The 12,695-nt window shown below is 76.1% G+C and carries 9 protein-coding genes; 6 read left to right on the top strand and 3 right to left on the bottom strand.

Translation table 11 applies throughout. From position 1 onward, the window contains the following. Position 1: 1 nt before the first annotated feature. On the top strand, positions 2-2,749 hold the full coding sequence (locus tag IE106_RS09255; RefSeq protein WP_189531813.1) for an FtsX-like permease family protein: 2,748 nt from the start codon (positions 2-4) through the stop codon (positions 2,747-2,749). After that, positions 2,746-3,780 carry an ABC transporter ATP-binding protein gene (locus tag IE106_RS09250; RefSeq protein ID WP_189531810.1) on the top strand — a complete coding sequence of 345 codons (1,035 nt, stop codon included), beginning with the start codon at positions 2,746-2,748 and terminating at the stop codon, positions 3,778-3,780. Before IE106_RS09255 ends, IE106_RS09250 begins: the two co-directional genes overlap by 4 nt. Before the next feature lie 235 nt (positions 3,781-4,015). Here the strand turns inward: IE106_RS09250 and rsgA are convergent, their stop codons facing one another. Further along, a complete protein-coding gene (gene rsgA, locus IE106_RS09245; protein ID WP_189531808.1) occupies positions 4,016-5,125 on the bottom strand; it encodes a ribosome small subunit-dependent GTPase A in 1,110 nt (369 codons plus the stop codon). A gap of 641 nt (positions 5,126-5,766) precedes the next feature. Here rsgA and IE106_RS09240 point away from each other — a divergent pair. Genes IE106_RS09240 through IE106_RS09225 form a run of 4 tightly spaced genes read left to right on the top strand, consistent with a single transcriptional unit; the run spans position 5,767 to position 10,651 of the window. After that, positions 5,767-7,248, top strand: coding sequence for an alanine racemase (locus IE106_RS09240; RefSeq protein WP_189531806.1), 1,482 nt, complete (start codon positions 5,767-5,769; stop codon positions 7,246-7,248). Further along, positions 7,245-8,579: a pyridoxal-phosphate dependent enzyme gene (locus tag IE106_RS09235; protein WP_189531804.1), complete on the top strand. Its 1,335-nt coding sequence runs from the start codon at positions 7,245-7,247 to the stop codon at positions 8,577-8,579. The genes IE106_RS09240 and IE106_RS09235 overlap by 4 nt, the downstream gene beginning before the upstream one ends. Before the next feature lie 12 nt (positions 8,580-8,591). Continuing rightward, positions 8,592-9,836, top strand: coding sequence for an aminotransferase class V-fold PLP-dependent enzyme (locus IE106_RS09230; RefSeq protein WP_189531802.1), 1,245 nt, complete (start codon positions 8,592-8,594; stop codon positions 9,834-9,836). A gap of 47 nt (positions 9,837-9,883) precedes the next feature. After that, on the top strand, positions 9,884-10,651 hold the full coding sequence (locus IE106_RS09225) for a class I SAM-dependent methyltransferase (protein WP_189531800.1): 768 nt from the start codon (positions 9,884-9,886) through the stop codon (positions 10,649-10,651). Between the two features lie 97 nt (positions 10,652-10,748). Here IE106_RS09225 and IE106_RS09220 read toward each other — a convergent pair whose 3' ends face one another. After that, a complete protein-coding gene (locus tag IE106_RS09220; RefSeq protein ID WP_189531798.1) occupies positions 10,749-11,987 on the bottom strand; it encodes a cation:proton antiporter in 1,239 nt (412 codons plus the stop codon). A gap of 2 nt (positions 11,988-11,989) precedes the next feature. Then, positions 11,990-12,460: a cation:proton antiporter regulatory subunit gene (locus IE106_RS09215; protein ID WP_189531796.1), complete on the bottom strand. Its 471-nt coding sequence runs from the start codon at positions 12,458-12,460 to the stop codon at positions 11,990-11,992. Between the last annotated feature and the right edge of the window lie 235 nt (positions 12,461-12,695).

Raw genomic sequence — 12,695 nt, 5'->3', positions numbered from 1 at the left:
CATGGGGGGCCTGGTCCCGTGGGTCGGCGTCCGGCTGCGCACCGCGCCCGGCGCGGCCGTGGCGCTGCTGCTGCTGACGCTCCTCACGTCGTTCCCGGCGGCGGCGCTGCCCCGGGCGATGGACGCCTACGCGGCGGAGGGCCTGCGCCACGCGCTGGAGACCGCCCCGGCGGACCGGGGCGCCGTCGAGCTGACGGACACGCCCTGGCAGGACGGTACCGGTCCGATCACCCCGGCCGCGCTGGCGGAGCGGTACCGGCGGATCACCGCCGCGCTGCCCGAGCCGCTGCGCGCCGACCACGCCGAGTCGGCGTACGGGGTGCGCACGGGCTCCCCGCTCGCGGCGAGCGACCCGTGGGTGCCGCAGCTCGACGGCGGGCAGACGGTGTTCACGCTCAGCACGCACCACGGGATCGACCGGCACGCGGTGCTGCGCTCGGGACGGTGGCCCCGGTCCGCCGGCGGATCGGTCGCCCCGGACACGCGCGCGGTGGAGGCGGCCGTCACCACCGCGACCGCCCGGACCCTGGCGATCCTGCCGGGTGCCACCCTGCACCTGCCGCTGCCGGGGGGCGGCGGCCCGCTCGCCGTACGGGTGACGGGCGTCGTGGAGCCGAAGCGGCCGGAGGGGGGCTACTGGTCGTTCGAGCCGGTGCTGCGCACCCCGGCACGGCTGTTCACGAGCGGCCCGGTTCCCGAGCCGTACTGGCACGGGGCGCTGCTGCTGCCGCCGGGTGCCGCGCCGGTGCTGCTCCCGGCGGGCCCGGGCAGCGAGGCGTACTGGCGGATCGCCGCCGATCCGGCCGGGCTGGGGCCGGATGACGCGAAGGCGCTGCGGAAGGCCGTCGCGTCGATCGAGGACGGGCCCGCGCGGGCAAAGCTGGGCGAGGCGTTCTCGCCGGACCTGTTCGTCGAGTCGGACCTGGACCACGTGCTGCTCGGCGCGGACCGGGCGCTGGCGGCGCTGGACCCGGTGGTCGCGGTCGCCGCGTTCGGCGTGGCGTGCGCCGCCGGGGTGGTCCTGCTGATGGCGGGCGGCCTGGTGGCGGCGCGGCGCCACGACGAGCTGGCGCTGCTGCGGGCGCGGGGCGGTTCGGCCGCCGGGATCGCGGGGCGGCTGCTGGGCGAGACGGCCGTGCCGGTGCTGCCGGCGGCGGCCGCGGGCTGCGCGGCGGCGTTCGCCGCCGTACCGGAGGGGCGGGCCCTGCCGTCGCTGCTGGCGGCCGGTGCGGTCGCCCTGGTGGCGTGCGGGGCGTTGCCGGCGCGGGCGGCGTTCGCCCACCGCCGGGTGCGGTCGCACGGCGAGCGGGCGGACGCCGCGCCGGCGAGGCCGTCGCGGCGCCGGACGGTCGCGGAGCTGACGGTGCTGGTCTTGGCGGTGGCCGCGGTCGCGGCGCTGCGACGGCGGGGCGGGGCGGCGCCGGAGGGCGGCGCGGACCTGCTGGCGAGCGCCGCGCCGGCGCTCGTCGCCCTGATCGCCGCGCTGCTGTTCGTACGGCTCCATCCGGTGCCGCTGCGGCTCGCCGCGCGGTCGGTGGCCCGGCGGCGGGGGCCGGTCGCGTTCCTGGCGCTGGCGCGGGCCGGGCGGGCGGGGGGCGCGGCGACGCTGCCGCTGCTGGCGCTGCTGGTGGCGCTCTCGACGGCGGCGTTCGGCGGGTCCGTGCTCACGGGGATCTCCGACGCCCGGGACCGGGCGTCGCTGATCGCGGTCGGCGCGGACGCCCGCGTGGAGGGCGACCCGCTGCCCGCCGGGGCCGCCGACGCGGTGCGGAAGGCGGTGGGGGTGACGGACGTGGCGGCGGTGCACCGGTCGTACGACCTGAACCTGCGGGAGCGGGACACCGGCGGGATCGGGAGCGTGACGCTGCTGGCCGTCGACCCGGAGTCGTACGCGCGGCTGGCGGCGCGGACCGGTCTGGGCTCCTTCCGCGCCGGCGTCCTGCGCGCGCCGTCCGGGGCGCCCGGGGACTCCGCGGTGCTGCCGGCGCTGGCCTCGCCGGGGGTGGCGGCGCTGCTGGGCGGCGACGCGGTGCGGATCGGCCCGGCCGCGGGGCCGTTCACGGTCCGGGTGGGGGCGGTGCTGGAGGTGACGCCGGGTGCGGCGTCCGGCGGCGAGTTCCTGGTCGTCGACGCGGCGGGGGTGCCCGTGGAGGGTGGCCGCACCCCGACGACGCTGCTGGTCAGCGGCTCCTCGGTGTCCGGTGCGGCCCTGGGGGCGGCGGTCCGGTCGGCGGGCGCGGCCGGCGCGGCGGTGACGCTGCGCGCAGAGGTGCGGGCCGGGTTCACCGACTCGCCGGCCCAGCGGGGCGCCGAACGGATCTACACGTGGGCGGTCACGGCGGGCGCCGGGTACGCGGTGCTGGCGCTGCTGCTCGCCCTGCTCCAGGCGGCGCCGGAGCGCACCGCGCTGCTCGCGCGGCTGCGCACCATGGGGCTGACGCGCCGCCAGGGGCGGCGGCTGCTGGTGCTGGAGTCCCTGCCGCAGGCGCTGCTGGCGGCCGGGGGCGGGGTGCTGACCGGCTGGGTCGCGATCGGGCTGCTGGCGCCGGGCATCGACCTGGCCGCGCCCGCGCTGGCCGGGCGGGGCGGTTTCGCGGCGACGGGGCCCGTGCCGCCGGCCGCCGACCCGTGGAGCCTGCTGCTGCCCGCGGTGGCGGTGGTGGTGCTCGCGGTGGGGGTGGCGGCCGCGCAGGCGTGGCCGGCCACCCGCCGTACGACGACGGAACTCAGGGCAGGAGACGCGCGATGACCGAGACCTCCGCCGGGACGGGAGCCGGGGCCGGAACCGGTACGGGCACGGGCGCCGGTACGGGTGCCGGTGCCGGTGCCGCGGCGACGCTGGAGGAGCTGGAACGGCGCGCGGCGGCCCGGCGCGACCGCCCCGCGTACGGGCACGACGCGCTGATCTCCTGCGACCGGCTGGTGCGGGTCTTCTCCGCGGACGGGGTGGAGGTGCAGGCGCTGCAGGGCCTGGACCTGCTCGTGCGGGAGGGGGAGTTGATGGCGCTGGTCGGCGCGTCCGGCAGCGGCAAGTCGACGTTGATGAACATCCTGGCCGGCCTGGACACGCCCACGGCCGGCGTCGCGAGGGTCGCGGGCCGGGACCTGCTGACGATGACGGCGCGGGAGCGGCTGCGCTACCGGCGGGAGGTGGTCGGTTTCGTCTGGCAGCAGACCGCCCGCAACCTCCTCCCCTACCTGACGGCCGCCCAGAACGTGGCGCTCCCCGTGCAGTTGCGCGGCCGGAGCCGCGCGCGGCAGCGGGCGGAGCACGTCGGGGCGCTGCTGGAGGTGACGGGCGTCGCCGACTGCCGCGACCGGCGGCCGCACGAGATGTCCGGCGGGCAGCAGCAGCGCGTGGCGATCGCGGTGGCGCTGGCGAACCACCCGTCGGTGCTGCTGGCGGACGAGCCCACGGGCGAACTGGACTCGCGGACCGCCGAGGAGGTGTTCGCCGCGTTCCGCCGGGCCAACGACGAGCTGGGCACGACCGTCGTGATCGTCACCCACGACCAGGAGGTCGCCCGCGAGGTCCGCCGCACGGTCGCCATCCGCGACGGCCGCACGTCCACGGAAATCCTGCGCCGCACGGAGGTCGACGCGGCCACGGGCGAGGAGGAGACGGTGGCCCGCGAGTACGCGATGCTCGACCGCGCCGGACGGCTCCAGCTGCCCGCCGACTACACGGAGGGCCTCGGCATGCGGGACCGCGTGGTGCTCCGCCTGGAGCAGGACCACATCGGCGTGTGGCCGGACGACACGGACCCCGGCGGGCACTGAGCCCCGGCGGGCTCCGGGACCCGGCGGCCCCCGGAGCCCCCCCCCGGACACCGGGACCCGCCGAGCATCGGAATCCGCCGGACACCGGGACCCGCCGGATGACCGGACGCCCGCCGAGCGTCGGAACCCGCCGGACACCAGGACCCACCGGACACCGGGACCAGCCGGGTGCCGGGACCAGCCGGGTGCCGGGGGAACCGCCCGCCGGGGCGGGCGGTTCCGTGCGGGCGCGGCGTCAGCGGATCAGGCCGCCGCGCTTGGCCTGCAGGGCGGCGCGGCCCTCCGCGCCCTTGCGCTTCCAGTCGCGCCGCATCTCCGCCCGGGCCCGGGCGTCGGTCTTGGCGACGATGTACTGGTTCTCCCGCAGCAGCTTGCGGTAGCTGTCCAGGCGCCGTTCCGGCAGGGTGCCGGCCTCGACGGCGGCGAGGACCGCGCAGCCGGGCTCGGCGCCGTGGGCGCAGTCGTGGAAGCGGCACGAGGAGGCCAGCTCCTCGATCTCGGAGAAGACCTGCCCGACGCCCGTCCCGGCGTCCCACAGGCCCACCCCCCGCAGCCCCGGCGTGTCGATGAGGACGCCGCCGCCCGGCAGGGCGAAGAGGTTGCGGGTGGTGGTCGTGTGGCGGCCCTTGCCGTCGACGTCCCTGACCGCCTGGACGGCCATGGTGTCCGCGCCGAGCAGGGTGTTGGCGAGGGTCGACTTGCCGGTGCCGGAGACGCCGAGCAGGACGCTCGTCCCCCCGGCGATGGCCTCGCGGAGCGCGTCGACGCCCTCCCCGGTGGTGGAGCTGAGGGGCAGCACCGGCACGCCGGGAGCGGTGGTCTCCACGTCGTGGACGAGGTGCGAGACCCCGGCCGCGTCCGGTACGAGGTCGACCTTGGTGAGGACGACGAGCGGCTGCGCGCCCGACTCCCAGGCCAGCGCCAGGAACCGCTCGATCCGGCCGAGGTCGAGCTCGGCGGCGAGGGAGACCGCGACGATCACGTGGTCGACGTTGGCCGCGAGGATCTGCCCGTCGGACCGCTTCGACGACGTGGAGCGGACGAAGGCGGTGCGGCGCGGCAGGTACGCCCGGACGTAGCGGGGCGTGCCGCCGACCGGGTCGACGGCGGCCCAGTCGCCGGTGCAGACGACCCGCAGGGGGTCGTGGGGCGTCACGAACGCGGTGTCGGCCCGGACGGTGCCCTCGGCGGTGACGACGTCGCACTGGCCGCGGTCGACGCGGACGACCCGCCCGGGCAGCAGACCGCGCTCGGCGTACGGGGCGAACTCCGCCTCCCAGTGGGTGTCCCAGCCGTAGGAGGACAGCGGGGAGGAGGAGGTGGTGGTGGTGAACGAGGAAGACAAGGGGTGCCCTTCGCGAGGGTGGCCCCGGCGGCGCGCGCCTCGACGGGCGCGGCGTGGAACGACTCGGGTCAGCCGGAGACCACGGGAGCGGGAATGATGATCTTCTGAGGCCGGGTCAGCACCCGCGCAGTGACAGTCATCAGGTCCTCACCTCCCTGGTTCGTCGCGTCGGAACGTCTTCGGCGCTCACGTTAGCCGGGGCGCGTCCGGACGCGCCACCGGTTTTTCCACCGCAGCGTTCGTACGGTGTCCGACGTATGGGAGGGCCCCCATTTCGCCGTATCCGGGTGCAGCGATCGGCGGTGGAACGTCGATGTGCTCGTACGCCGGGCGCATGATGCCCCCGCCCCCCGGCAGGCCCGCGCGCCGGGCCCGCACACCGGGGCGCGCCCAACGGCGCACCTCAGCCGGATCGCGGAACAACACGTTCCCTTTGCGCGGGGTCGGTGCTGGACCCCGAGAACGCTTATGACAACCATTGTCGATTGATGGCATGCTCGTCCTCCGTCCGTCCCGCGGTCACACTCGGGCCCAGCACCCAGTCCTGCCCCGTCACCTGCTCCGTTCCTTCGAGCAGTCCACTCGAGCAGTCCCTTCGAGACGACTTCCCGACCCTTCGAGAGGACCAGGACCAGACCCGCATGAGTGAACCGCTTCATCTCGCACCACGACTGGAGCCGCGGCTCGCGGCGCTGCTGGACTCCCCCGCCTTCCTCCATCCCCTGGTGACCGCCCTGGGCTCGCCCCTCAACCTCGTGCTGCCGGACCAGATCGCCGACAACGTCCGCGGGTTCCGCGACGTGTACGCCCGGCACCGGCTCACCGGGCGGGTCCTCTTCGCCCACAAGGCGAACCGTTCGAGCGCCCTGGTGCGCCGCCTGGCCGCCACCGGCCCCGACGCCGCCGTCGGGATCGACGTGGCCTCGCTCGGCGAGCTCCGGCACGCGCTGGGCGCCGGGCTCACCCCGGACCGGATCGTCGCGACCGGCCCCAAGGACCCCGACTACCTGTGGCTCGCGGCCCGCACGGGGGTCACCGTCGCCGTCGACTCCCCCGCCGAACTGACCGCCCTCGCCGCGCTGGTGGAACGGTTCGGGCTGCCGCGCGTCCCCGTCCTGCCCCGGCTCTCCGGGTTCACCGCCCCGGGCACCCGCGTCCTCACCCGGCGCAGCCGCTTCGGCACCCCGGCCGACGACGCCGGCACGCTGCTCGACCTGGTGGAGAAGCACCGGGACGGCGTGGAGTTCACCGGCGTCTCGTACCACCTCGACACGATGGCCCTGGCCGAGAAGGCCGCCGCCCTCGAAGGCTGCCTGCGGGTCCTCGACGAGGCCCGCCGGCGCGGGCTGCGGCCCCGGGCCGTCGACGTCGGCGGCGGGTTCGGCGTCGACTACCTCGCCGACGGCGCCCAGTGGGAGCGGTACACCACCGAGCTGACCCGGGCCCTGCTCGGCCGGCGCGCCCCGCTCACCTGGGAGGGCCACGGCTACGGGCTGCGCGCCGAGAACGGCACCCTGCGCGGCTCCCTCGGCGTCTACCCGGCCCACCGCCCCGTCTCCGGCGCCCGCTACCTCGACGAACTGCTCGCGCAGACCGCCCCGTCGCTGGGCCGCCCGCTGGCCACGCTGCTCCTGGAGAACCTGTACGACCTGCACACCGAACCCGGCCGCGCCCTCACCGACCAGTGCGGCCTCACCCTGGCCCGGGTGCTGGAGGTGCGCGTCACGGAGGCCGGCGAGCGGCTGGTGCGGCTCGCGGCGAACGCCCGCGACATCGGCCTGGAGGACCACGGGCTGCTCCTCGACCCCGTCCTCGTGCCGGGCGCCCCCGGAGGGCCGGGGCGGGACGGCCCGCCCGTCGGGGCGTACCTCCTCGGCAACCTCTGCCTGGAGTCGGACCTGATCAGCCGTCGGCTGGTCTTCCTGGAGCACGAGCCGCACCCCGGCGACCTGCTGGCCTTCGCCAACACCGCCGGCTACTTCATGGACTTCACCGCCGACCACGCCCTGCACCAGCCGATCGCCCGGAAGGTCGCCGTGTACCGCGACGGCGACGGCGGCGCGTGGAACTGGTGCCTCGACGAACAGTACTGGCCACACCTCACCGCGGGGGACGACGAATGAGGTACGAGCACATCACCGACGCCATCGGCGACACCCCCCTCGTCCGTGTCGACCCCGAGGTCCACGGGCTGCGCCACATCGACCTGTACGCGAAGCTGGAGATGCTCAACCCGTTCGGCTCGGTGAAGGACCGGGCCGCCTGGCGCATGGCGCAACCGCACCTGGCGGACGCCGCGCGGCACGGCCGCACCGTCGTCGAGCTGTCCAGCGGCAACACCGCCAAGGCCCTCGCCGTCATCGCCGGCATGCACGGGCTGCCGTTCCGCAGCGTCACCAACCGGATGAAGGTCCCCGAGATCAAGGACCTGCTGCTGCTCCTCGGCGCCGAGATCGAGGAACTGCCCGGCCAGGCCGAGTGCCTCGACCCGACCGCGACCGAGGACCCCCTCACCCGTATCCACCGGATGCTCACCGAGGACGACGGCCGGTACCTCCACACCGACCAGTACTACAACCCGGCCAACGCGGAGGCCCACGCCTCCGGCACCGGCCCGGAGATCATCAAGGACCTGGGCGGGACGGCCCCCGACTGGTTCGTCGCCTGCGTGGGCACCGCCGGGTCGTCCACCGGCACCGCCCGCGCCCTGCGCGCCCACGACCCGGCCACGCGCGTGGTCGGGCTCGTCGCGCGGAAGGGCGACTTCGTGCCGGGCATCCGCGACACCGACGAGGTCCACGAGGTCGGCCTGTTCGACCCGGAGACGTACGACACGCTGGAGTCCGTCTCCGCCGACGAGGCCATCGACGGCATGCTGACGCTGGTCCGCCGCTGCGGCATCCTCGGCGGGCCGACCGGCGGGGCCGCGTACTTCGGCGCCGTGCGCCACCTGCGCGAGCGGGACGCCGAGCTGGCCGCGGCCGGCGACGGGCGGCGCGGGACGGCCGTCTTCATCGTCTGCGACCGCGTCGAGAGCTACATGAGCTACGTGCGGCAGCGCCGCCCCGAGCTGCTGCGCCGCCCGCCGCGCCCCAACTCGCCCGCCACGCTCACCCCGCGGGAACTGGCGGCCGTGCACGTCATCGGGGTCGAGGAGGCGCGGGCGTGGATCGCGACCGAGCGGCCCGTCGTCGTCGACCTGCGCGGGACGTTCGCGTTCGCGGCGCTGCACATCGAGGGCTCCGTCAACATCGTCGACGAGCTGTTCGAGGAACTGCTGCACGGCGGGCTGCCGTTCGGCCGGTCGCAACCGGTGCTGCTGGTCTGCCCGGTCGGCGAGCAGTCCGTGACGTACGCGGCGCTGCTCACCCGCATGGGGCACCGCAACGTGCGCAGCCTGGCCGGCGGGGTGATCGCCTGGCGGGACGCGGGCGCGCCGATGGTGCGGGACTGAGGGGGGAGGCCGATGCGTACCCCCCTGACCGGCCCCGTCCCGGCCGCCGGGCTGCGCGAGTGGCAGCGGCCGCTGCGGGAGCAGTTCCCGATCGTCACCGGGCACCCCGGCCTGGCCTACCTGGACAGCGCGGCCACGGCGCAGAAGCCGAAGGCCGTCCTCGACGCCGTGCAGGCGTACCTGACCGGGTGCAACGCCAACGCCGGGCGCGGCACGTACACGTGGGCCAACCGGACGACGGCGCTGATCGAGGAGGCCCGGGAGCGCGTCAAGGCGTTCCTGGGCGACCCGGCCCCGGGCCGGTCGACGGTGTGGTTCACCAGCGGGACCACGGAGGGGCTGCGGACCGTCGCCCGCGACTGGCTGGTGCGGGAGCTGTCGGACGGCGACGAGATCGCGGTGCCGTTCGCCGACCACGAGGCCAACCACCTGCCGTGGCTGGAGGCGCGGGACCTGCTCGCCGAGCGGGGCGTGCGGATCACCGTGCACCCCGTGCCGTACCAGCAGGACTCGCACGACTACGACCTGGAGGCGCTGGCCGCGCTGGCCGCGTCCGCCGGGGAGCGCCTGCGGTTCGTGGCGGTGACGCACGTCCACCACGTGTACGGCGCCGACATGAACGTCCACCGGGTGCGCGAGGCGGTCGGGCCGGACGTGCCGATCTGCCTGGACGCGGCGCAGAGCGTGGGCCACCTGCCGGTGGACCTGGGCGCCCTGGACGTCGACTTCGCGGTGTTCTCCGGGCACAAGGCGATGGCCCTGCCGGGCACGGGCGTCGTCTGGGCGCGCGGGCTGCGGGGCGGCCCGTTCCGGCCCGGCGGCTGGCAGGGCACGCCCAACACGGCCGGGATCGTCAGCCTGCGGGCCGCGCTGGACTGGCTCGACGCGGCCGGCACGGCCCGGATAGAGGAGTGGACGGTCGGGCTCGGCGTGCGCCTCACGGACGGGCTGAGCCGCCTGGACGCGTACGAGGTGCTGGGCTGCGGGCTCAGCCTCACGGCCGATTCGACGGTGCAGCGCCGCCAGGGCCTGGTGACGTTCCGGCACCGCGCGATAGGCGCCAACGACCTGGGGTTCATCCTCGCCTCGCACGGGCTGCTGGTGCGGGCCGACGGCCTGTGCCAGGCCCGGGCGGGCGAGAGCGACGCCTCGGTGCGGGTGAGCCTGCACGTCCACAACACGCCCGAGGAGATCGACCGGCTCCTCGGGGTGCTGTCCGACCTGGCCGACGACCGGCCCGGCGTCGGGCGGCGGTAGCGAGGAAAAGAGCGAAGGAGCACGGGGAGACGATGTCTCGAGGATTGATGTCGCGTCGGCTGACGGCCGAGCGGGCGGGCGAGTGGATCCGCCGGTGGGACCTCCAGCAGCAGCGGTACGCCTGCGACCGGGAGGCCCGCTTCACGGTGATCGCCGATGTCGTGGAGGCGGCGGTGGCGGGGGTGTCCCGCCCGCTCGTCGCCGACCTCGGCTGCGGTCCCGGCTCGCTGGCGGCCCGGCTGGCCGAGCGGCTGCCGCACGCCGAACTGGTCGGCGTGGACACCGATCCGCTGCTCCTGGCGCTGGGCCGGGCGCACCACGGCGCGCACGTGCGGTTCGCGGACGTGACGATCGGCGCGCCCGGCTGGCTGGACCGGCTGGACCTGGGCCGGCCGGCGGACGCGGTGGTGTCGGCGACGGCGCTGCACTACCTGCCGGAGTCGGCACTGCTGTCGGTGTACGAGCAGGTGCGGGAGACGCTGCGGCCGGGCGGCGTGCTCGTCAACGGCGACCACCTGTTCCAGGAGCACCCGGCGGTGGCGGCGCTGGCCGAGGTGGTGGGCCGCCGCCACGCCGAGCGGCACGAGGCGGACGCCCACGAGGACTGGCGGGGCTGGTGGGAGGCCGCGGCGGCGGCGCCCGAGCTGGCCGGGCCGCTGGCCGAGCGGGCCCGGCGCGGGCCGGGGGCGGGCGGCGACAACGGGCTGACGCTCCAGCGCCACGGGGAGCTGCTCCGCAAGGCGGGCTTCGACGCGGCCGGCCCGGTGTGGCAGTACGGGCCGAGCTGTGTGCTGGTGGCGGTCCGCGGCGGGTGAGGCGCGCCCCCGCGCGACGGGGTGGCCCCGGCGGCGGGACGGCCTCCGCGGCGGGACCGGTACCCGCCGCGGGGGCCGGTCCCGCGGCGGGTCGCGGTCAGCCGGTCGCCGGGGTCTCGCTGCTCTCGGTGAGTTCCTCGTGTCCGGGCGGCGCCTCCCCGCGGCGGCGCCGCCCGGCGTGGACGACCAGGTCGCGCACCCCGTCCACGGCGGGCTGCATCCAGCGGGCGCCGAACGGGCCGAGCATGACGAGGATCAGCACGTACGCGGCGGTGAGCGGGCCGATCCTCGGCTCCGCGGCGGCCGCGAGCCCGGCGATGACGACGGAGAACTCGCCGCGGGCGATCAGCGCCCCGCCCGCCCGGAGCCGGCCGCGCCGGCCGACGAGGGCACGCCCGGCCGCGTACCAGCCGGTGGCGATCTTGGTGAGGGCGGTGGCGGCGGCCAGGAGCAGCGCGGGCAGCAGGACGGGCGGGATGGACGCGGGGACGGTGGACAGGCCGAAGAAGAGGAAGAACACCGCCGCGAACAGGTCGCGCAGCGGGGTGAGGATCCTGCGGGCGCCCTCCGCCACCTCCCCGGACAGGGCGATGCCGACGAGGAACGCGCCGACGGCGGCGGACACCTGGAGCCGCTGGGCGACCCCGGCGACGAGGACCGTCATGCCGAGGACGACGAGGAGCAGCATCTCGGGGTTGTCGGAGGAGACGGCGCGGCTGATGTGGCGGCCGTGGCGCAGCGCCAGGTAGAGGACGACGGAGACGGTGCCGAGGGAGATCAGCAGGGTGACGCTGCCGCCGGCGAGGCCGACGCCCGCGAGGAGGACGGTGAGGACCGGCAGGTAGACGGCCATCGACAGGTCCTCCATGACGAGGATGCCCAGGATGACGGGGGTCTCGCGGTTGCCGAGCCGTCCGAGGTCGGTGAGGACCTTGGCGATGACGCCGGACGACGAGACCCAGGTGACCCCGGCGAGGGCGACGGCGGCCAGGGGCCCCCAGCCGAGGAGCAGGGCGGCGGCCGCGCCGGGCAGGGCGTTGAGGACGAAGTCGACGACCCCGGCGGGGTACTGGGTGCGCAGGCTGCTGACGAGTTCGCCGGCGCTGTACTCCAGGCCGAGGAGGAGCAGCAGCAGGATCACTCCGATCTCGGCGCCGACCGCGACGAAGTCCTCGCTGGCGTCGAGCGGGACGACGCTGCCCTCGCCGAGGGCGAGGCCGGCGAGGAGGTAGAGCGGGATCGGGGAGAGCCCGACGCGTTCCGCGAACCGGCCGACGAGCCCGAGGACGAGGATGACCGCCCCCAGTTCGATGAGGAGCGCGGTGGTGTCGTGCACGGTCACTCCCCGCTGATGATCGCGGCGAGCGCGTCGACGCCTTCGCGGGTGCCGACCACGACGAGGACGTCGCCGATGGCGAGGCGGAAGTCGGGACCGGGGGCGGGGTGGGCGCTGGTGCGCCGCAGGACGGCGACGACGGACGCGCCGGTGCGGGAGCGGGCCTTCGTGTCGCCGAGCAGCCGCCCCCCGTACGGGGAGCGGCTGGTGACGGGGAGGTGCTCGGTGACGAGGTCCAGGCCGTCGGTGCGCAGTCCGTCGACCGGGGCGGGGGCGATGAGGTGGGCGAAGGCGGCGGCGTCCTCGGGGGTGAGGGGAACCGTCGCCTCGCAGGTGTCGGGGTCGTCGGGGCGGTAGAAGCCGAGGAAGCGGCGGCCGTCGTGGTGGACGACGACGGAGAGGTGCCGTCCGTCCTCGGTGGTGAAGTCGTACTGCGTGCCGACGCCGGGCAGGGGGGTGCGACGCGTACCCATGACCGCACCTCCGGGACGGCGGATAACGGGTGGAGCGGGAGCCTCACCCTACCAACACATGTCCCTTATGACCCTTTATACGAGGATCGGGCCTTCTTCAGGGCGGCCGCTCCGGACGCTCACGCCGGTGTGCGCGTCCGGACGCCGGACCCGGCGGGCACCGGCGCGCCGATCACCACGGGCCGGGCCGCCGCCCGCCGTGTGCCCGCCATCGAGGCCCCCGGCTTCCGTCCCC

Origin of the sequence: Streptomyces roseolilacinus (assembly GCF_014649335.1) — a bacterium.
GTDB lineage: Bacteria > Actinomycetota > Actinomycetes > Streptomycetales > Streptomycetaceae > Streptomyces > Streptomyces roseolilacinus.
This window is presented reverse-complemented; position numbering and strand designations above follow the sequence as displayed.